The sequence below is a fragment of the Burkholderia sp. Tr-20390 genome (genome assembly GCF_017104595.1).
Classification (GTDB): domain Bacteria; phylum Pseudomonadota; class Gammaproteobacteria; order Burkholderiales; family Burkholderiaceae; genus Burkholderia.
In genome coordinates, this window is the sequence record NZ_JAAGPC010000071.1 from 1 (window position 1) to 20,668 (window position 20,668).

Annotated in this window: 19 protein-coding genes and 2 riboswitches; of the genes, 6 read left to right on the forward strand and 13 right to left on the reverse strand. The window is 68.3% G+C overall.

Translation table 11 applies throughout. From position 1 onward, the window contains the following. Positions 1–6: 6 nt before the first annotated feature. From G3N98_RS20405 to G3N98_RS20445, 9 genes are all read right to left on the reverse strand, one after another. Positions 7–1,359 (reverse strand): LLM class flavin-dependent oxidoreductase, encoded by a 1,353-nt coding sequence (locus tag G3N98_RS20405; protein WP_089427438.1) that lies wholly within the window; start codon positions 1,357–1,359, stop codon positions 7–9. A 7-nt stretch (positions 1,360–1,366) separates the two neighbouring features. Further along, positions 1,367–2,416, reverse strand: a complete 1,050-nt coding sequence (locus G3N98_RS20410; RefSeq protein ID WP_089496902.1) for an LLM class flavin-dependent oxidoreductase — start codon at positions 2,414–2,416, stop codon at positions 1,367–1,369. A gap of 52 nt (positions 2,417–2,468) precedes the next feature. After that, positions 2,469–3,416, reverse strand: a complete 948-nt coding sequence (locus G3N98_RS20415; protein WP_089427440.1) for an ABC transporter substrate-binding protein — start codon at positions 3,414–3,416, stop codon at positions 2,469–2,471. A gap of 55 nt (positions 3,417–3,471) precedes the next feature. After that, entirely contained in the window at positions 3,472–4,032 is a 561-nt protein-coding gene (locus G3N98_RS20420; protein ID WP_089474921.1) for a GNAT family N-acetyltransferase, read from the reverse strand. A gap of 316 nt (positions 4,033–4,348) precedes the next feature. After that, the gene (locus G3N98_RS20425; protein ID WP_089442431.1) at positions 4,349–4,750 is read right to left on the reverse strand and encodes a type II TA system antitoxin MqsA family protein; all 402 of its coding nucleotides are present in this window, start codon (positions 4,748–4,750) and stop codon (positions 4,349–4,351) included. Positions 4,751–4,752: 2 nt separating this feature from the next. Next, positions 4,753–5,049, reverse strand: coding sequence for a type II toxin-antitoxin system MqsR family toxin (locus G3N98_RS20430; protein ID WP_089427443.1), 297 nt, complete (start codon positions 5,047–5,049; stop codon positions 4,753–4,755). Between the two features lie 103 nt (positions 5,050–5,152). Further along, a complete protein-coding gene (locus G3N98_RS20435; RefSeq protein WP_089474920.1) occupies positions 5,153–6,193 on the reverse strand; it encodes a succinylglutamate desuccinylase/aspartoacylase family protein in 1,041 nt (346 codons plus the stop codon). 273 nt (positions 6,194–6,466) lie between these two features. Beyond that, complete coding sequence (locus G3N98_RS20440; RefSeq protein WP_089427445.1) at positions 6,467–6,742, reverse strand: hypothetical protein; 276 nt, start codon at positions 6,740–6,742, stop codon at positions 6,467–6,469. Between the two features lie 245 nt (positions 6,743–6,987). Beyond that, complete coding sequence (locus G3N98_RS20445) at positions 6,988–8,538, reverse strand: sensor domain-containing diguanylate cyclase (protein WP_089427446.1); 1,551 nt, start codon at positions 8,536–8,538, stop codon at positions 6,988–6,990. A 495-nt stretch (positions 8,539–9,033) separates the two neighbouring features. Between G3N98_RS20445 and G3N98_RS20450 the strand changes: the two genes are divergently transcribed. Genes G3N98_RS20450 through G3N98_RS20460 form a run of 3 tightly spaced genes read left to right on the forward strand, consistent with a single transcriptional unit; the run spans position 9,034 to position 13,864 of the window. Continuing rightward, complete coding sequence (locus G3N98_RS20450) at positions 9,034–11,910, forward strand: molybdopterin cofactor-binding domain-containing protein (protein ID WP_206149059.1); 2,877 nt, start codon at positions 9,034–9,036, stop codon at positions 11,908–11,910. Further along, positions 11,907–12,608, forward strand: a complete 702-nt coding sequence (locus tag G3N98_RS20455; RefSeq protein WP_206149060.1) for a (2Fe-2S)-binding protein — start codon at positions 11,907–11,909, stop codon at positions 12,606–12,608. The genes G3N98_RS20450 and G3N98_RS20455 overlap by 4 nt, the downstream gene beginning before the upstream one ends. Continuing rightward, positions 12,605–13,864 (forward strand): cytochrome c, encoded by a 1,260-nt coding sequence (locus G3N98_RS20460; protein ID WP_206149061.1) that lies wholly within the window; start codon positions 12,605–12,607, stop codon positions 13,862–13,864. Before G3N98_RS20455 ends, G3N98_RS20460 begins: the two co-directional genes overlap by 4 nt. A gap of 88 nt (positions 13,865–13,952) precedes the next feature. Here G3N98_RS20460 and G3N98_RS20465 read toward each other — a convergent pair whose 3' ends face one another. Next, positions 13,953–14,117 carry a hypothetical protein gene (locus tag G3N98_RS20465; protein WP_175238483.1) on the reverse strand — a complete coding sequence of 55 codons (165 nt, stop codon included), beginning with the start codon at positions 14,115–14,117 and terminating at the stop codon, positions 13,953–13,955. A 210-nt stretch (positions 14,118–14,327) separates the two neighbouring features. On the opposite strand from G3N98_RS20465, the gene G3N98_RS20470 reads away from it, so the two are divergent. Beyond that, a complete protein-coding gene (locus G3N98_RS20470) occupies positions 14,328–14,792 on the forward strand; it encodes a hypothetical protein (RefSeq protein ID WP_089475665.1) in 465 nt (154 codons plus the stop codon). A gap of 132 nt (positions 14,793–14,924) precedes the next feature. On the opposite strand, the gene pal is transcribed toward G3N98_RS20470, so the two are convergent. The 3 genes from pal to G3N98_RS20485 form a co-directional block, all read right to left on the reverse strand. Further along, the gene (gene pal / locus G3N98_RS20475) at positions 14,925–15,416 is read right to left on the reverse strand and encodes a peptidoglycan-associated lipoprotein Pal (RefSeq protein WP_206149062.1); all 492 of its coding nucleotides are present in this window, start codon (positions 15,414–15,416) and stop codon (positions 14,925–14,927) included. Between the two features lie 407 nt (positions 15,417–15,823). After that, positions 15,824–17,020: a porin gene (locus G3N98_RS20480; RefSeq protein ID WP_206149072.1), complete on the reverse strand. Its 1,197-nt coding sequence runs from the start codon at positions 17,018–17,020 to the stop codon at positions 15,824–15,826. 248 nt (positions 17,021–17,268) lie between these two features. After that, a complete protein-coding gene (locus tag G3N98_RS20485; RefSeq protein WP_089427453.1) occupies positions 17,269–18,291 on the reverse strand; it encodes an ABC transporter substrate-binding protein in 1,023 nt (340 codons plus the stop codon). A gap of 137 nt (positions 18,292–18,428) precedes the next feature. Next, a riboswitch (guanidine-I (ykkC/yxkD leader) is annotated at positions 18,429–18,550 on the reverse strand. Positions 18,551–18,982: 432 nt separating this feature from the next. Further along, a riboswitch (guanidine-I (ykkC/yxkD leader) is annotated at positions 18,983–19,116 on the forward strand. Between the two features lie 57 nt (positions 19,117–19,173). Here G3N98_RS20485 and G3N98_RS20490 point away from each other — a divergent pair. Then, complete coding sequence (locus G3N98_RS20490; protein ID WP_206149063.1) at positions 19,174–19,929, forward strand: urea amidolyase associated protein UAAP1; 756 nt, start codon at positions 19,174–19,176, stop codon at positions 19,927–19,929. Between the two features lie 13 nt (positions 19,930–19,942). Then, positions 19,943–20,599, forward strand: a complete 657-nt coding sequence (locus tag G3N98_RS20495) for an urea amidolyase associated protein UAAP2 (RefSeq protein ID WP_039357735.1) — start codon at positions 19,943–19,945, stop codon at positions 20,597–20,599. Positions 20,600–20,668 lie beyond the last annotated feature (69 nt).

The window sequence follows — 20,668 nt, forward strand, 5'->3', positions numbered from 1 at the left end:
CGGGTGTCAGGCGTGCGCTTCGGCCGCCGTTTCATGCGGCGCGCCGGGCGCCGCATGGCGGCTGGCCTTGCGCGGCAGCCCGAGGTGGTCGCGCAGCGTCGCACCGGGCAGGTCGCGGCTGTAGCGCCCGCGTGCCTCGAGCACCGGAATCACGAGTTCGACGAAATCCTCGACGCCCTGCGCCTGCACCGCGAAGCCGAGGATGAAACCGTCGCCGGCACCGGCGTCGTGCCAGCGGATCAACTCGTCGGCGACATGCTCGGCCGTGCCGATGAAGTTCGGGCGCGGCGTGGCGACCGCCAGCGCCGTCTCCCGCAGCGACAGGCCTTTCTGTTTCGCGTCGGCCTTGATCCGGTCGGTGGTCGAGCGGAAGCTGTTGCGGCCGAGCTCGCCGAGCTCCGGGAACGGCGCATCGAGCGCGTACTGCGTGAAATCGTGGTGATCGAAATAGCGGCCGAGATACGCGAGCGCCTCGTCGATCGTCAGCAGGTTGCGGATCGCCTGGTATTTGTCCTCGGCCTCGGCCGCGGTGCGGCCGACGATCGGCCCGATGCCGGGGAAGATCTTCACGTCGCTGCCTTGCCGGCCGTGCTCGATCGCGCTCTGCTTCACGCGCCGCGTGAACGCGGCCGTTTCGTCGAGCGACGGCGAATGCGTGAACACCGCATCCGCATACTTGCCCGCGAGGCCGATGCCGGTGTCCGACGAACCGGCCTGGAAGATCACCGGCTGCCCCTGCGGCGAGCGCTGGATGTTGAGCGGGCCCGCGACCTGGAAGAAGCGGCCGTGGTGGTCGAGCGTGTGGAGCTTGTCGCGGTCGAAGAAGCGGCCGGTCGCGCGGTCGCGCACGAAGGCGTCGTCGTCCCAGCTGTCCCACAGGCCCTGCACGACGTCGAGGTATTCGTCGGCGATCTCGTAGCGCAGTTCGTGATCGGGATGCGCCTTGCCGAAATTCTTCGCGGTGCCTTCGAGCGGCGTCGTCACGACGTTCCAGCCCGCGCGCCCGCCGCTGATCGCATCGAGCGACGCGAGCTGGCGCGCGACCGTGAACGGCTCGCTGTACGACGTCGAGATCGTGCCCGCGAGCCCGATCTTCTTCGTCGCGACCGCGAGCGCCGACAGCACGGTCAGCGGCTCGAAACGGTTCAGGAAGTGCGGGATCGACTTCTCGTTGATGTACAGGCCGTCGGCGACGAACGCGAACGCGATGCCGGCGGCTTCCGCCTTGCGCGCGATGCCGATCGCGAAATCGAGGTTGATGCTCGCGTCCGGCGGGTTGCTCGGGTGCCGCCATGCATTCATGTGGCTGCCTGCGCCTTGCAGCATCAGGCCGAAGGGAATCGATCGTCGGGTCGTCATGGGAGCGTCACGCGTTCTGGTCAGGGGAAAGGGAGCGGTCGGCCGCGAGGGCCGCCTGCAACGGCGTGGCCGACAGCGCGCCGCCGAGCCATTCGGCCGATGCGAGCCGCGCCGCGTAGTCGGTCACCGGCGAATCGATCACGAACGCATCGACGTCGAGCCGCCGGCTCAATGCATCGAGCGCGCGGTGGACGCGCTCGGGCGTATCGGCCAGCACCGTCGGGCGCAACTCGTCGATCCGGTAGTCGGACGCGCCGCTCTGCCGCGCGAATTCGGCGGCCGCCTGCGCGCTGGCGAGATTGAAGCTCTGGCCGCCCGCGAACTGCAGCTTGAAGATCTTCAGCGGCCCGATCAGCTGCTCGGCCGCGTCGCGCGTCGGCGCGGCCACCGCGTACAGCGCAACCAGCGGCCGGGTGCCGCCCGCGCTGCGGTACGCGTCGAGCGAGCGTTCGAGGTTCGCGTCGTCGCCGTTGAAGTGCCCCGCATAGCAGAAGCGCCAGCCGTTGCGCGCGGCGAGCGCGCCGCTGTCCGGCGAGCCGCCGAGCAGGATACGTTCGGGCGCCTGCGGCGGCACGGGCAGCGCGACGGCACCGGCGAGCGGGTGATCCTCGGCGACGCCCCAGCCGAGAAACGCGTCGAGCTCCGCGAGCTGGCCCGCGAAGTCCGGCTTGCGTGCCTTGTCGTGGAACCACTGCAGCGCGCGCGTGGTCAGCGGCAACCCGCCGGGCGCCTTGCCGATGCCGAGATCGACGCGGCCCGGCGCGAGCGCGGCCAGCACCTTGAAGGTTTCGGCGACCTTGAACGGGCTGTAGTGCTGCAGCATCACGCCGCCCGAGCCGACGCGAATGCGCGACGTGTGCGCGAGCAGGTGCGCGACGACGATCTCCGGCGCCGAGCTTGCAAAGGCCGGCGTGCCGTGATGTTCGGCGACCCAGAAGCGCTCGTAGCCGAGCTGTTCGGCGCGCTGCGCGAGCGTCGTGGTGAAGCGCAGCGCGTCGGCGGCGTTCGCGCCGTCGGCGATCGGACTCTTGTCCAGCAACGAAAGCGAATAAGACATGGTGGGCGGCGTTCCTGCGTGAGCGTGAAGGGACGGTGAGCGTGCGCGGCGTTCAGCTCTTCGGCAGCCCCGGCGGATTCGTGCGCGACTGGTCGATCGCTTCCGATGCGAGGTTCCAGCGGTCGAGCACCTGCTGGTAGCGGCCATTCTTGATCAGCCCGTTCAGCGCGACGGTCAGCGGATCGGCGAGCCCGCTGCCGCGGCGCGTCGCGATCGCGATGTCGGCCGTGCGCGGCCAGCCGCCGCTGATCGCGCCGACGAGGCGCGTCTTGCCTTGCTGCGCGCTCTGGTACGCGAGCACCGAGTTCACGCTGAACACCGCATCGGCGCGGCCCGACTGCACGGCGACGATGCGCATCGCCTGGTCGTCGTAGTACTGGATCTGCACGGGTTTCAGCCCGTGCGCGACGTTCTCGCGATCCCACGCGAGCAGGATCTTTTCCTGGTTGGTGCCGGCGTCGGTCACGACGCGCAGCCCCGCGACGTCCTTCGGCTCGCGGATCGCCTGGATCTTGCTGTCGTTGCGCACGTAGAAGCCGACCTGATCCTTGCGGTAGGTCGAGAAATCGAACTTCTGCTTGCGCTCCTCGGTGACGGTGACGTTCGAGATCACCGCATCGACTTTTCCGGATTCGAGGGCGAGCGGCCAGTCGGCCCACGCGAGCGCGACGATCTTCAGCTTGCGGCCGAGGCTGTCGGACACGAGCTGGCCGACGTCGGCGTCGAAGCCGATCACCGTGCGCGCGTCGGTCGCATACGAGCTGATCGGCGGCAGGCTCGGCGCAACGCCGATCGTCAGCGTGCCGGGTTCGGCGAACTTGAACGACGCGGGCACCGCGCGCTCGACGGCCGCATCGGCCACGCCGCGCGGGCGGCCGCGCTGCTCGGGGCTCAGGTCGAACGTGGCGGCGGCCGCGGCTGCGGCAAACGCGGTCAGGCCGATCAGCGCGGCGGCCAGCGTGCGCACGGCACGGGAAGAAAGCGGTACGGCTCGTTGCATGAAAGCGTCCTGGAGTGGCAAGCGGAAATCGGAGGGAAGCGGGGGGCCGTCGCGGTCAGCGCGACAGCACCGGTTCGGGCACGGGCGCCCACAGGTCGGCCAGCGTCGACGTGCGCGACGGATCGGCGAGATCCTTGCCGAACCGCAGGTGGAAATACGCTTCGGGGTCGATCGACGAATCGAACAGCCGCGTATAGCCGGTGCGGTCGTACAGCGCCCATGCTTCGGGCTGGCGAAAACCGGTGGTCAGGTAGATGCGGCGATAGCCTTGCTGCGCGGCGCGCAGTTCGAGCGCCTCGACGATGACGCGGGCGAGGCCCTGGCGGCGCAGGTCCGAGCGGGTCCAGATGCGTTTGAGCTCGGCGGTCTGCGCGTCGTAGCGCTTGAACGCGCCGCCGCCGATCGTCTCGCCGTCGCGCAGCAGCAGCACGAACGCGCCTTCGGGCGGCGCGAACACTTCGGCCGGGTAGCGTGCGAGTTCTTCGCGGGCGGACGCGTGGCTGTCGGGCCGATAGGCGTGGTAACGGGTCGAATACTCGTCGATCAGCGCGTCGATCAGCGGTTGCGCGCGGACGTCGAGCGGCGTCGTGTCGATGATGCGGTCGGTCGTGGCCATGGGCATCGCGAAGGGCGCGCGATGCGGACGTTCCTGGCGGGGTGCGGGCACGCGGCCCGTCCGGTCTGTTCCGTCATCGCGACGCGGTTGTCGTGATGGCGGCGGCCGGTGCGTGTCCTGCTGGGATGCGGGTGGCGGGCCGCCGCCGTTTTGAACACGTTAGCGGCGCGGCCGGCAAAGGCGAACGAAGCAATTTCGATAAGGATTTCGCGGGAAGCGTCAGAAGGCTTGCAGCGGGAGTGGGGTGGGGTGACGGGGGATCGCGCATGCGTCGAGGCGTGTGCCGGACGCATGCGCGATCCTGAAGCGCAAGCGCCTATGCCGCTCGTACTTCGGCGAGCAGATCGGGGTGACGATCCAGCAGCTTCAGCAATTTCACGAGGGCAAGCGGCGGATTCGTCTTGCCTGTTTCGTAACGGGAGAACGCGTTGACGCCGCCGCCGAAGAGCTCGGCCGCCTCGCGCTGATCCAGCTTCAGCTTCTTGCGCACCTTCGCGATGTACTTCGGGTCGACGAGGGTGGCGTTCACCTGCTTGTTGAATTCGGTGATTGCTTCGCCGAGACGGGTCGCCTCGTCGAGATCCAGCACCGATTCCCCGCAGGCCGGGCAGAAATCGCCGGTGATATCGCGAACGACGGTCGACCGGCCCTTGTAGGTATAGGGGATGTCTCGCGTGTCGCGGACCAGCTTGGCGGCACCGCAGGCAGGGCACTTCATGTTCAACGCTCCTTGAAAGACACGATCAGCACATCGTCGATCACCGTCAGTTTCAGGTACACGTCGCCGCGCACCGTGAAAGGTCGGTAGACGTCCTGCCAGATCGTGTGGTCGGCGTACGTCGTCATACTCTTGTGGAAGTCGAGATCGGTCAGCGACAGCACGACACCGAGCGCCTCCCGTTCCGTGAAACCCAATAGCCGGGCGCCGAGTACCGCGCTCGCCGTTAGCCGGACCTGGCCGGATTCGACGAGCGCTTTCACGCGCAGCAGCTTGCAATGAGGCGTTCTCTTTTCCATCTGCGATCATAACCAAGTAAGTTAATTTGTCAAGTTGGTTAATGACGAACGCATGCCGTCCGCCATGACTGGCAGACAGCAAGGAAAGGAGAGAGGTCCGGATTTAGGCCGTCTGGCCGATGCTCGGCGGCGCCGACAACTCCGCCAGCTGAAACAGGCAATCGCCGCGCTGCACCTGCGCGGGCACGCGCTTGCAGACCACTTCGCCGTCACCCTTGAAGCGGTGCAGCACCGGCTCGCGCAGCGGCGTATCGGGGAAATGCACCCACGCGGCCGGCTGCCCGGCCTTCACCTGGTCGCCGAGTTCGACGAGCGGCTCGTACAGCCCGCGCTCGTATGCGTAGACGAAGTGGCGCTCGCCGTCGACGCGCATGAAGCGCGTGACGGTGGGCGGCGCATCGGGCACGAGCGCGCCGCGCAGCAGGCCGATATGGCCGAGGTAGTGCAGCAGCCCGTGGCGGCCCATCCGGATCAGCGACGGATCGGCCATGCCCGCGCCGCCGAGTTCGGTCACGATCGAGATCGCGCCCTGCCGGCGCGCGGCCGACGCCGAATGCACGGGATTCGGCGCATGCAGCAGCGCATTGTGCAGCCCGAACGCGACCAGCAGCCCGTTGAGCTTCGCCGCTTCGTCGGCGTCGAGCGGATCGATCGCGAGCATGTTGCCGCCCTGGTACAGCAGCGAGCTGCCGCCCGAGTGCAGGTCGACCAGATACTCCGCGCGCGACAGCAGCGCATGCTCGATGTAGTGGGCGATCATCTGCGTCGGCGTGCCGGTCGGATCACCGGGGAAACTGCGGTTCAGGTTGCCTTCGTCGAGCGGCGACACGCGCAGGCCGGCATCCGCCGCCGGGAAATTCGCCATCGGCAGCAGGATCAGTTGCCCGCTGACCATCTCGGGCTCGATCTCGCGCATCAGTTGCGACACGATGATCTGGCCTTCGTACTCGTCGCCGTGATTGCCGGCCATCACGAGCGCGACGGGGCCGTCGCCGTTGCGGATCGACGCGATCGGGATCGGCAGCCAGCCGTACGCCGAGCGGTGGACGGAATGCGGCAGCCGCAGGTAGCCCGCGTGCTTGCCTTGTGCGTCGAGATCGATTTCGCAGTGGATGGGATTGCGGTGCGAGGAAGAGGCGGTCATGGCGGCATCGTTCGATGAACGGAATTCGCCATCTTATCGGGAAACGACCGCCGCGCGCCGGGCCCGACGCGCGCCGGGCCCGACGCGCGCAACGCCGAACGCCATCAACCGGCACGCGCATGGATCATGGGCACGGCGCGTTGCACAGCCGATACACGAGACCCCGTGCGATGTTGCAGCGATGAACGCATGCCGGCAGGTCGGCCGGCTGCATTCGGGCGGGATGTTTCGCGCCGGCCCCTTGCCGAGACAGGGCCGGCGCGCGCAGCCGCGTTACCGGCCCGATGTTTCAGCTTCGAGACGTCCTTCTTCCCACAGCGCCCAGAAACGGCTGCCGGCGCGATACGGATTCCCGCGGCGTGCGCCGTGATCGGCGATGCCCTGGCGAAATGCGCCGTACAGCGTCAGCGGCGGATTGTCGACGCATCGGGCCTCGCGGGCGGCCGGCATGCGGCTTTCGGACACGAGCCGGCGGATCAGCGATTCGCCGTCGATCACGTCCAGTGCGTCGATGGTTTCGCTGCGGCTGAGGACTTCGACGGTATTCATGTTGGGTCTCCCTGACGACCTGTTTCCCTGACAGGGAGCAATAAGAGTGCCAGGCTTGAAACGCCTTGCGCTGCGTCGATCGTGCCGGCTTCTGCAGCCAACGTGACGGGTGGCGGGCGGCGATGTTACGGAACACGTCACGTGACACGCGAACGCGCGACGACACGTGCGGCCACGCAAAGCGTTGCGGAATTGAATCGTCGGGAGGAGGCGGAGGCGGGGGAAAGCGGGCTTGTGCAGCCGGGTCAGCTCGCGGTCACGGGCGTGACCCGGCTGCTGCCGCTCGAATAGAAACGATAGATGCCCTTGCCTGCGGACTTCGCGTCGTACAGCGCGCTGTCGGCCTGCCGGATCAGTTCGTCGGGAGAGCCGTGCCCGTCGTCGAGCGCGATGCCGATGCTGATCCCGAGGCTCACGGTCTCGCCGATCGACAGCGTGTACGGCGCCGAGATCTGCCGGATGATGCGCGCGGCGAGGAGCGAGCACGTGTGCATCGTCGTATCGTCGATCGCGACCACGAACTCGTCGCCGCCGATGCGGGCCGCCAGCTCGCCGGACGACAGCGTCTTGCCGAGCCGCACGGCGACCTGCGTGAGCACGTCGTCGCCGGCCTGATGGCCGAACCGGTCGTTGATCGCCTTGAAGCCGTCGAGGTCGAGATACATGACGGCGAGCGCGGGGCCCGGCGCGCGCGGCCGGCGCGCGAGCATCCGCTTGAGTTCGGCATGCAGTTCATGACGGTTCGGCAAGCCCGTCAGCGCATCGTGCCGCGCGAGATGCCGGATGTGCTGCTCGGTCCGGCGCCGCGCGGTGACGTCCTCGACGATGATCACCGCGTTGCCGTCGGGCACGCGGTGGCGCGTCAGTTCGAGCTGGCGGCCGTCGGCGAGCACGACGTCGAGCGGCGCGGGTTCGTCGCAGGCCAGCCAGAGTTCGCACTGCGCGGCGAGAATGGCGCCGCCGGGATCGGTCGCGTCGTTCGCGCCGAGCGCCGCGACGACGGCGGGCAACGGCGTATCGAGCATGATTTCGCGCGGCGAGCCGAACAGTTGCGCGGTGCGCCGGTTCGCGACGATCACGCGGCGCTCGCCGTCGATCATGCACAGGCCGTGCGGCATGTAAGTGAGCGCGGCGTCGAAGCGCGCGACGAGTTCGGCGTTGCGCTGGCGCGCGGCGATCAGCGCGACGAGCACGCGATAGTGACGCTGGACGACCGTGCGCATCGCGGCGAGATAGATCGCGAGCGGCGGCAGCAGCAGCCACGCGCCCGACCGGTGGGCCAGCAGCGCACCGACGCCGATCGGCAGCACGCCGAGCGCGACCTGCATCATCGCGAGCCGCGGCAGCGCCGAATTGCGCGACGCGATTCCGCCGAACACGCCGCCCGCGACCATCACCGACAGCGTGCCGAGCTCGACGTCGACGGCCTGCACGCAGCCCATCACGCCGAGGCCGAGCACGAAGCACGCGACGAGCGACACGGGCGCATAGCGCAACGCCCAGTATTCGGCACGGTCGTCGCCGGCGTTGCGCTGAACGGTGTACGCGCGCGCGATCGAGAGCCGCGTGATGAGGAGGCCTACGTCGGCGATCAGCCACGCGAGGCACCACAGCTGCTGCAGCCGGATCAGCGCGACGGCCGCGACGAAGCCGCTCGCGAGCCCGGAGAGCGCCATCGGTCGGACGTCTTCGAACAGCGTAACGAGCATCGACGGGCGCAGCGCGGCCGTCACACGGTGGTTGCCGGAGGGGGGGGTGGCGAGAACGGAGTGCAGGAGAGATGCCCTGACTGCCATGGTTTTTAACCTCGACACGATGTCGCGTGATGTCGCGATGGCTGGCGGCGCCCGCACGGCACATGGCGGGCGCCCGGCCAGGCCGGATGCGCACGACATTACCATGAAACACGGGCGGCACCGCTAGCTGCGCAGGCCATTAGTCGTTAACCCCGCCCGCGAATGGCTTGCGCATTCGTGGGCGCCGGGGCAGCATCGTGGCGAACGGAACGCGGCTCGGCGACCGGCAGGAGACCGGTCGCCGTACACAGCGCGCGCACCTGCCGGGCTCGGTCGACACGATCGAAACCGCCGTAGCCCGGCACGCGACGCGGTCGGATCAACCCCCGCGACCGGCTGCCGCAGCCCGGCTGAATACCGTTATAAGAAATTCAATAAGTATTTCATGCGAGAAATACTATAGGCGATATATCTAAAACAATGCCAGAATGCGCGCCGCTCCGAACGTCGCGACACCCGATCGCCGTCCGAGCCGCATCAGGAGGTTCCCCCCCAATGAAAAACCACGGCCTGTCACGGCGGGGTTTTCTGAAAGCCAGCGTGCTGGCGGGTGTCGCGGTGTATGTCGCGCCCCTGGGCAGCCGCGCATTCGCGGCGCTCTTCGAAGAAAAACTCCTCACCCCCGTCAAATGGGATAGCGTCACCGGCATCCCCCAATTCCGCATCGACGGCATCGCGAAGGTCACCGGCTCGAAAGTGTTCGCCCGTGACGTGCGCGCCGCCGACATGCCGCACTGGCCGCAGCAGCAGTCGCATGCGCTGATCCTGCGCGTCACGCAGGCCGACCGCACCTACGAAGGCTTCGACCTGTCGCTGCTCGGCGACGACCTGAAGCCGGACCGCGTGGTCACGGCCGACGATCTCGCGCGCGACGGCGTCGCGTTCCCGACGTTCTACGGCGACGACATGCTGCTGCCGGCCGGCAAGACGCCCGCGTATCTCGGCCATGCGGTCGCGATCCTCATCTATCACGACTTCGCGCGCTTCCGCTTCGCGAAGAACGCGCTCAAGTTCCGCGACGACGTGATCCGCTACGGCGCGGTCACCGGCCCGCTCGAGCGCGATCCGTGGGGCACCTTCCGCTATGTGCGCGTGGGCGGCAAGACGGCCTATGACGACGACGTCTATTCGAGCCTGAAGGACGCGCCGATCTTCCCGAGCATGATGCGCAAGCACCTGCCGGTGTGGCCGGACGGCAAGGAGCACGGCAAGCTCGACGAGCAGGGCATGTTCCTCGCCGGGCAGATCGCCAGCGAGCTCGACCATCCGTCGGCCGACTGGCTCGTGTTCGACCGCGAGTACAACACGCAGTCGGTCGACACGTCCGCGCTCGAACCGGACAACGCGAACTGCTGGTACGACACCGCGACGCAGTCGCTGCACCTCGTCGTGCCGACCCAGTCGCCGCTCGAAGTGGCGGAGAACGCGGCCGCGATGGTCGCGAAGTGCCGCTTCCCGGTGAAGAAGCTGTTCGTGCATCCGTGCTACACGGTCGGCTACGGCTCCAAGGATCACTTCAACGTGCCGTTCTACGGCCTCGTCTGCGCGCTGTACGCGGACGGCCGCCCGGTGCGTTTCGCGAACGACCGCTACGAGCAGTTCCAGACGTCGCTGAAGCGGCACGCGTTCAAGATGCACTACCGGATCGCGGTGGACCGCAACACGGGCCTGCTGCAGTCGTTCAAGGGCGACTTCGAGGCGAACGGCGGCGGGCGCTCGAACTTCTCGCCGTCGGTGGCGATGGTGGGGGCGACGGCCGCGCAATCGATCTATTACTTCCCGAAGAGCGACCTGGCCGCGGTCGCGATCGCGTCGCGCGCGATCGATGCCGGCTCGGCACGTGGCTACGGCACGCTGCAGAGCATGGCGGCGACCGAGATGGCGGTCGACGAGATCGCCGCGCAGCTGAACATCGACCCGATCGATTTCCGCCTGCGCAACGCGCTGCGCTCGGGGATGAAGAACACGCAGGGGGCGATTCCCGCCGGCGCGCTGCGCGTCGACGAGGTGCTCGAGCGCTCGAAGCAGCATCCGCTGTGGACGCGCCGCGCCGCGCGCAAGGCCGAATACGAGGCCGCGCATCCGGGCAAGCGCTACGGCGTCGGCTTCGCGTGCGTGCAGAAGGATTTCGGCACGGGCGCGGAAGCGTCGTTCGCGAAGGTCGAATTCGACGAGAACGGCAAGGTGTCGCTGCAGCACACGGCGGCCGAGATCGGCACCGGGATGTCGACGTCGCAGGCCGTCGCGGTCGCGAAATGGCTGGGCCGTCCGGCAACGGACGTGCGCGTGGCCGTGACCGAATGGCCGGACCTGCCGGTCGAGACCAGCGGCGATCCGTACCTCATGTCGCAGGCCGACCAGGATCGCCTGAGCGCGAACCCGCGCTGGTCGCCGAGCTATGCGTCGCCGTCGAGCGCGACGAACTCCGCGTACTACTTCACGCACAGCACGCGCGAAGCCGCGCGCGCGGTGTTCCGCTACGGCCTGTGGCCGGCGGCGATGTCGATCTGGACGCGCGGCCTCGGCGGCGGCCAGGCCGCGCCGTACACGATCCGCATCGAGGACGCGCGCTGGGTCGACGGCAAGCTGACCGCCGACGGCCTCGAGCCGCTGTCGTTCGAGCAGCTCGCGAAGCAGGCCCATGCGCTCGGCCTGCCGACCGGCGCCGTCGTGCACGTGTTCAACCGCTGGCAGTGGACCGACGCCGAGTTCGAAGTGGGCGGCACGGTCGAGCGCCTGCCGATCGACGGGCTGTCGCTGCGTGTCGGCGCGCCGAAGACGGGCGACAACGGCCCGGTGCCCGGCACCGCCGCACCGGCCGGCGCGACCACGATGCGCGGCACGCTGGCGCCGACCGCGAACGGCTACCGCGTGCTGGACCGCAAGCGCGTGTTCATCCCGCCGACGAGCCGCAACAACGCGGCCGTCACGTACTACACGGCAGTCGGCACGCTGGTCGAGCTGGCCGTGCACGAAGCGACCGGCAAGGTCGAGCTGCTCACGCACCACTCGATCATGGAATGCGGCAACCAGATTTCGCCGCAGCTCGTGTCGGGCCAGTTGCAGGGTGGTCTCGCGATGGGGATCGGCCATGCGCTGCACGAATACCTGCCGCTCTATGAAGACGGCCCCGGCAACGGCACGTGGAACTTCAACCGTTACCAGCTGCCGCGCGCGTCCGACGTCGCCGTGTGGACGCAGACGGGCGACGTGCTGCCGCCGCTGTCCGAGACCGATCCGCCGAAGGGCGTCGCCGAAGTGGTGATGATTCCCGTCGTCGGCGCGATCGTGAACGGCATCGCGCACGCGATCGGCCATCGTTTCACCGACCTGCCGGTGACCCCGCAAAAGATTCAGGAGGTGCTCGCATGACGACCGCCCAAACCGCGGCTTCGGCCGCGAGCGCCAGCGCCGCTGCGACCGGCGCTTCCGCGCCGAGCGCGGCTTCGGCCGCACCGGCATCGGCGCCGGCCGCGGCTGTACCGGCATCGGCACCGGCTGCCGTCGAGCGTCCGCTCGTCCGGTTCCAGTCGAAACCGCTGTCGATCAATATCAACGGCAAGTCCGTCGGCCCGATGCAGGTGCCGGAAGGGCTGATGATGATCGAGTTCCTGCACGAATACGCGGGCCTCACCGGTTCGCGGCTCGGCTGCGGGCAGGGCATCTGCCACGCGTGCGTCGTGATCGTCGACAAGCCGGACGGCACGAGCGAGGAAATGCGCACCTGCATCACCGGCGCGCACTTCTTCCACGGCCGCTCGATCCGCACGATCGAAGGCCACGCGAAGCGCAACGAAGCGGGCGAAGTGGTCGAGCTGTCGCCGATCCAGCAGAAGTTCCTCGAGCACTTCAGCTTCCAGTGCGGCTACTGCACGCCGGGCTTCGTCAACGCGGCGACCGTGCTGGTCGAACGCCTGAAGCGCGAGCCGATCGCGAAGGCCGACGTCGAGCGCACGATCACCGAGGCGCTCGATGCGCACCTCTGCCGCTGCACGGGCTATGTCCGCTACTACGAAGCCGTCAAGGACGTGGTGCTGACGACGCCGGGACTCGTGAAGGACGCCGCATGAAACGCACATTCGCTCATCGTGTCGCGCGGGCTGCGGGCTTGCCCGCGCTCGCGGCCGCCTGCGCGCTGCTGCTCGCCGCCTGCGGCGGCCATGACGCGCCGGCCTCGAACGCGGCTTCCGGCGCGCCGGGTGCCGACCCGATCGCGCGCGGCCGCTACCTCGTCAAGGCTGCCGACTGCGCGGCGTGCCACACCGCGAAGGACGGCGCACCGTTCGCCGGCGGCGCGCCCCTCGAATCGCCGTTCGGCACGTTCTATGGCTCGAACATCACGCCCGACAAGGATCACGGGATCGGCAACTGGAGCGCGGACGATTTCTATGCCGCGCTGCATGACGGCAAGGCGCCGGGCAAGCGCCTGTATCCGTCGATGCCGTACACGTCGTACCGTCAGCTCACGCGCGCCGATTCCGACGCGATGTACGCGTACCTGAAGACCGTCAAGCCGGTCGCGCTGGAAAACCGCGAGCACGAGCTGAAGTTCCCGTACAACCTGCGTTTCGGGATGGTCTTCTGGGACATGGTGTTCCTGAAGGACAGCCTGCCCGATGCATCGACCGGCCAGTCCGCCGACTGGCAGCGCGGCCGCTATCTGGCGGGTGCGCTCGGCCACTGCGCGGAATGCCATACGCCGCGCGCGTTCACGGGCCAGCTCGACAGCGCGAAGCCGTTCGCCGGCGCCGCGCTCGGCCGCGTGGCCGCGCCCGACATCACGCCGGCCGGCCTCGCCGCGCGCGGCTGGACGGGCGCCGACCTGCAGACGTTCTTCGGCGTCGGCATCGCGCCGCAAGGCTCGGCGTTCGGCGAGATGTACCCGGTCGTGCACCTGAGCACCCAGACCATGACGAAGGACGACCTGCGCGCGCTGTCCGTGTACCTGCTCGGCGATACGCCGCCCGCGCCGCAACCGGTGAAGCCGGTGTCGGCCGACGCCGCGCAGCTCGCGGCCGGCCGCTCGGTGTATCTCGCGGTCTGCGCGGGCTGTCACGGCTTCAACGGTGAAGGCAAGCCGCACGTGGCGGTGCCGATGAAAGGCAATTCGACGGTGCGTCAGGGCGATCCGCGCAACCTGCTGGTCGCGATGCTCGACGGCATCGGCGAGCAGAAGTTTGCCGGGTTCGAGAACCTGCAGCCGATGCCCGGTTTCGCGCACACGCTGAGCGACGACGAACTCGCGCAGCTCGCGAACTACCTGCGTGCGACGTGGGGCGGCCAGCCCGCGAGCGTCACGCCGGCCGACGTGAAGGCCATGCGTTAAGTCGTGCCGCAGGGCGGGGCGTCGCGCGCGAGTCAGCCGGTTTCCGGCGCTCGCGCGCGACGCGTCGTCCGATTTTTTCGGCGGCGCTTCAGTAGCCGCTGCCGCCTCCGCCTCCGCTGCCTCCCGAGCCGCCACCGCCATACCGGCTCATGCCCGGTCCCTGCGCAGGGCCGCTCCCCGACGACATGCATCCCGCCGACAGCACGAGCACCAGCGCGGCGATCAGCGCCGCGGTCCACCTTGCCGATTTCATGTCCGCCTCCTTGCCGCGCGCGGGACGCTGGAAAGGCCGGTTCGCTTGAACCGCGCGTCTGCGTGCTGACGGAACATGAAACGTTTCGGGCGGGCGGTTTATTCCATGCATATTGCGTATCGTGGCCCGGGACGGGGGGGCAGACCGGATGCATCTTGCCGTGCCTTGGTACACTCCGGCGGCCGCCATTCCGATTCCGACTACAAAAACATGAGTGCTACCGCAGAACGTCCGCCGTCGCGTCTGTCCAATCCTGTCGTGTTCGGCTGCATGTCGTTTGCCGTCGGCGGCCCGCTGGTCGCATCGCTCGCTTGGCCGGCCGTGATGCTGATCGCGTGGTCGTTGATCGACGGTCCGTCGTGGGAGGTACTGAAAGTCAGCGCCGGCATGGTGCCGCTGATCTTCTTCGCGTCGTTCCTGTTCGGCTATTTCGTGCCGGCGGCCGTGGCGGGCGGCATCATGGGCGCCATCGGCACGCGGATCCGGCGGCGCTGGTTCGTGCTGCTGGGGATGATCGTCGGGGCAGGCGCGATGATCGGCTTCGTCGAACTCGTGGCCTACCTGCTGAAATCCGACAAGGTCGGCGACATCAACGCGATCGCCACGCTCGATGCGATCGTGACGTCGGCCGTGCTGTCGCACTGGCTGCATCGGCGGCTCGCACGCCGGCGTTGAACGCGGCGCGGCGCGTCATCGGACGCTGTGTCGTTGCTCGCGAGCATGCAGCGGGCGGCACCGCGCGGCCGCTTCTGCGGCCTGCCGTGCTGTTCCTGAAGCGGAAGCCGCCGCCGTCGCGGTGCCCCGCGATCAACGATAGATGAGATCGGCGCGGCGATTCTGCGCCCACGAATCCTCGTCGTGGCCGAGCGCGACCGGCTTTTCCTTGCCGAGGCTCACCGCCTCGAGTTGCGTGGCCGGCACGCCGAGCGTTTCGAGCCCGCTCATCACGGCCTGCGAACGGCGTTGGCCGAGCGCGAGGTTGTATTCGGACGTGCCGCGTTCGTCGGTGTTGCCCTGGATCAGCACGTGCCGCGCCGGATGGCTGCGCAGATAGTCGGCATGCGCCTGCAGCAGCGACTGGAATTCGGGCTTGACGGAGTACTGGTCGAAATCGAAGTAGATGCTGCGCTTCGCGAGCGGGCTGTTCGGATTATCGAGATCGTCGGCCGTCACCGTTGCGACGGCTTCGCTCGAGGGTGTCGGCGCCGTGCCGGCATTCTCGGGCGTCTTCGCCGCATGGTGGCAGCCGGCCAGCAGCACGAAGGTTGCCAGGACCGCAAATCGGTTCGTTTTGCTCATCGTTCGTCTCCAGCGGTTGACTGCGTTGAACGCGTGGGGCGTGCGTCCGGCACGCCCGTATCCGGCCGGCATGGCGCGAAAGGCCCGGCACGCACGACGTGAAGCATGTTCGTAAGCCGGTGGTGCGCCATATGAAAGAGTGTCGCGACCGGAACGCCAAATCTCGGCGTCGCTGCAAACAGATTAGGAAAAATGTCACAGCGTGACCAGTTTCTCCGCATTTTTTTGCGCCGATGCGACAGTCCGGGCGGCATTCTTGCTGCCGTGCGCGCGCTGTCACAGCGAAAAGGCCGCGCACGGGCGCGGCCTTCCCGGTTCGGGGCATGACGATCGGGCGGTGCTGGAACGCTTGCCTGATACGTCCGTCGGCGAAGCTGAGTTACGCTGCACCGCTCCGTCTTGCGTCGTCAGAACTTGTGCCGCAGCCCCAGTGCGACGACGACCTGGTTGCTGTTCGCCGACGGCGTCAGCGTCCACACGGTCGCGTTGAATGCGGGATGGCCGTTGCCGCCGCTCACGCTCTGGTAGACGCCTTCGAGATACGCATCGGTGCGCTTCGACAGCGCATAGTCGGCCTGCGCCACGACCTGATTCCATTTCGGGCGCGTCTGGCCGGTGCGCGTGTCGAAGCGGCCCATCGTGTACGTGTAGGCGGCCGCGAGGCTCAACGCCCGCGTGACGGCGTAGCGCCCGTCGATCGAGAAGTTGTCGAACACCAGCGATTCACCCTTCAGCGGCGCGATGCCGCCGCCCTGGAGCACGCCCGTCACGCCGTCGGTGGTCGAGTGCGACCATGCGGCGCCGACCGAATGCGGCCCGAATGCATAGCGGCCGGCCGCGGCCCAGATCTGCTGGTTGCCGCCGGTGATCGTCGCCGAGCCGTCGACCGTGCTGAGCGCGCCGTTCGGGTTCGGCGCATTGCGGTCGCGGCTGATCTTCAGGTAGCCGGCGCCGAGCTTCAGCGGCCCGTTCGCGTACGACACGCCCGCGCTCCATGCCGCGTTGTTGGAGAACTGTCCGGCCGTGTTCGAGAACCCGAACATCGCGCCGAACGTCAGCCCGCGGTACGTCGGGCTCGTGTACTTCACCGCGTGGTTGATGCGGAGGTTGCGGTTCGAATCGTCGTTGTCGTACGGATGCACCGCGAGGTTGCCGCCCCAGCCGGGGCCGGACGCACCGAGCGGCGTTACGAAATCGAGGATCAGGTCGTACTGGCGGCCGAACGTGAGCGTGCCGGCCGTTTTCGAGCTCAGGCCGATCCATGCCTGGCGGCCGAACAGGTCGACGCCTTTCTGCGACAGTGCGCCGGTGGTGCCCGAGAAGCCGTTCTCGAGCGTGAAGACCGCGGCCGTCCCGCCGCCCAGATCCTCGCGGCCGCGCAGCCCCCAGCGCGACGCGTTCAGTGCGCCGCTCGTCATCGCGACGGCACCGCTGCCCGGCGAGCCGGCGCCGTGCGTGCGCTGGTTGGTCGCGTAGGTGATCGACGTGTCGATCAGGCCGTACAGCGTCACGCTGCTCTGTGCGTGTACTCCGCCTGACGCGAGGGCGGTCAGGCAGGTGGCAATGGCGGTCCCCGCGAGTCGAGTGCTGGCGTGCTGGTTCATCTTGTAGGAATGCATAGGAGTTTTTATCGTTTTTCCGACCGAGTGGCCGGCGGATCGAGTGGCCATTATTGGAGATCGTGTGGCGGTCGATTAAGGCGTTGCACAGGAAAGGTCCTCTGCAAAATCGCGTGGAATCGCGGCGAGGTGGGGGCGCAGAGAGGGTCAAGCGGCGGCCGCGTATTGACGCGACCGCGGTGTGGGGGGCGTGCGCGCGAGGGGCCGGCGCACGAAGCCCGGCCCCGCGCCCGTCAATGCGGCATCACGAGGCGCGGATCGATATACGCGTCGATGTCCTGCGACTGCTTGTACACGCCGTTGCGCACGTTGAACGCATTCGCGTTGCGCGTCGAGCCGTAGATCGAGTCGAGCCCGTCGCCCTTGCGGAACGCGCGCTTCGCGGCGGCTTCGTCGAGCAGGTGCGTCCCCTTCAGCAGCGGGAGGTATTGCTCCGGCGCAAGCCCGACGCGTGCGGACATGATCCGGACCGCGTCGGCCTGCGTCTTCGGATCGTTGATGTAGGCGACGCAGCGGTACCAGACCTTGATCACCTTGGCCCAGTCGGCGCGGCGCGCGGCGAGGCTGGCCGGCGCGACGGTAATGGCGTCGTAGATCAGCCCCGGCGCGTCCGCCGACGTGAAGATCGCGCGTGCGCCCGGCGCGCGCTTCAACGCCTCGCCTGCATTCGGCTGCCAGGCGGCCACCGCGGCGATGTCCGTCGACGAGCCGAGCACCTGCGGCAGTTCGTTGGTTTTCGCGTTCACGAGCGTCACGTCGCCGTCCTTCAGCCCGTGCTTCTGCAGCGCGGTTTCGAGCAGCAGGTGATCGACGAGGCCGAGTTCGACGCCGACCTTCTTGCCCTTCAGCGCCTCGACGCTGCGCAGCGGCGGCTTGGCGACGATCATGTCGTTGCCGGCGGAATAGTCGGTGAGCAGGATCATCACGTTCTTCGCGCCGGCCGAGCCCGTGACGAGCGCGTCGCCGTTCGTCGCCGCGACCGCGTCGAGCTTGCCTGCCGAAAACGCGTCGAGCGATGCCGAGTAATCGAACCATTCGAAATCGACGTCGACACCGGCTTCCTTGAACCAGCCTTTGTCGAGTGCGACCTGGAACGCGACCCAGCCGGGCCAGTCGCTGTAGCCGATCTTGAGCGGCGCGGCCGCGTGCGCGGCGGGCGTCATGAGGAGCGTGGCGGCCGCGGCGGCGGCGCCCAATGCGTGACGGACGGAACGGCGGGACAGCAGGCGGCGGAGCACCAGGGCGGGGCGGGTCATCGTTTTCTCCAGGAGACCGGGATCGGGATCGTCGATACGGACCGTGCGCGTGCGCGGTCCGGCCGCGTGGCCGGTTCCTGCGGATGCGGAACGAATGAAGCGGCCACGGAGAGGCGCGACGGCCGTTGCCATCGCCAATCTCCCGGGCTTTTGTCCCGCCGTGTAGCGCGTGCGCGTCCGGTCTCGCGATCGGACGCACCCGCGCCGGGCTGCTCTCGGACCAGACGTTCGATGAACCGGAACCCTAGCACCCCTAAGATGCGACGCCGCCGCACCTCTCGGCGTCATGCCGAGCGAGAAGCGTGCCAACGGCACGCGGCGGGGCGGCTCAGGGGCGGCGCGACCTGCGCTGCAGTTCGATGAAGCGGGCGGAGAAGAGCGCGCTCAGCGCGCGCCGGAGCAGGTCGAGCTTGTTCATGAGGTGTCGCGTATCGAGTGAAGGTGCATGCACTCAGCAATGCCCATGCCATCGCCGGTCGTGTCGTGCAGGCCGGCGCGGCGCGCACTGCGCCGGTGCGGCCGCGCGTTCGCATGGTGCGCGGCACGCCCGCCGCGAGGGCGGCCATCCGCACCCGGTGCGGTGTCCGCCGACGCACGCATGCCGGAAAGCCGCGTGGCACGGCGATTCCTCGCACGCTGGCACGCAACTCGCTTAGTCGATGCCCGAGAGGTGCGAAGCAATTTGCATCATCTTCAGGATCGCTAGGGTTCCGGTCGTGCGGCGTTCGCGCCGCGCGATGGCTGGTCCGAGAGCAATCCGGTCTTGTCTTCTCCTCGCTTCGAGGAAACGGCGAGGCTCCACGGAGGGATAAAAGCCCGGGAGGTCGCGATGTCGTTCGGTCGCCCTCTCACGCCTTTTGTCCAACCGACCACGGAGCCGCCATGTCGCCGCGCCCCCAAGCCGTCCTTGCCCCGCCGCCACACGTCGTGTGGGAAACGCTCATTCCCGCCGGAACCCACTGGTCCGGCATCCTGCGCCGCGGTCTCGCGCTGCGTGTCGTCGATGTCGACGGCGGCGCGAACCTGTCTGCCGTGTTTCATCGCCAGGAAGACCCGCTCGAACGCTACAACATGGCCGACACGCTGAAGGCGCAGCACACCGCGCATCTCACGCGCGGCCATGCGCTGTACACCGACATGGGGCGCGTGATCGCGTCGATCACGGCCGACACGCTCGGCTGGCACGACCCGCTCGGCGGCGTCGGCGATGCGCGGCTGTTCGCGCACAAGTACGGCGCGACGTCGTACCAGGCGGATCGCAACGCGATGATCCGCAACGGCCGGGACAGCCTCGTGCTCGAACTCGCGAAATACGGGCTGTCGGCGCGCGACCTCGTCGCGAACGTCAATTTCTTCAGCAAGCTCGACACGCGCGACGACGGCGCGCTCGATTTCGTCGCCGGGCATTCGCCGGCCGGCAGCACGCTCGACCTGCGCTTCGAGATGAACACGCTGGCGGCGTTCTCGACCGCGCCGCATCCGCTCGACCCGCACCCGGACTACGCGCCGAAGGCCGTGAAGCTGATCGCGTACCGCGCGTATCCGGCGGACGGTGCCGCGCCGGAGGACGACCCGTGCCGCCGCGCGTGCGCCGAGAACGTGCGCGGCTTCGCCAACACCGATCGCCTGTTTGCGTAAGGAGAGCCGAGCCATGCCGATCATCGAAAGCCGTCTCGACCCACGCGATGCCATTCACGACACCACATTGAACGCGGGCGAACCGTGGCTGCACGACCTGAAGCGCGGGCAGGTCTTCCGGATCCTCGACCTGGAAGGCAACCAGGCCGTCGACACGTTGTTCTACCGGTCCGACGACCCCGAGGAGCGCTACAGCGCGCAGGACACCATCCGCGCCCAGCGCAACCTGTACCTGAGCGCGGGCAGCGTGCTGCTGTCGAGCCGGGGCAACCCGATGGTGACGATCGTCGCCGATACCTGCGGCCGTCACGACACGCTCGGCGGCGCGTGCGCGGCCGAGAGCAACACCGTGCGCTATGCGCTCGACAAGCGGCACATGCACAACTGCCGCGACAGCTTCCTCAACGCGATCACGCACTGCACGTGCGGCGCGGGCGCGCGGCTCACCAAGCGCGACCTGGTCGGCAACGTCAACTTCTTCATGAACGTGCCCGTCACGCCGCTCGGCGGGCTGACCTTCGAGGACGGCATTTCCGCACCGGGCAAGTATGTGGAGATGCGCGCGGAGATGGACGTCACGGTGCTGATCTCGAACTGCCCGCAGCTCAACAATCCGTGCAACGGGTACAACCCGACGCCGGTGCGCCTCACGATCTGGGAGGCGGAATGAACGACCCCCACGCTCACTTGCTTTGCATGGGGCCGGAGTACGCGCTGAAGCGCTACTCCGGGCCGACAC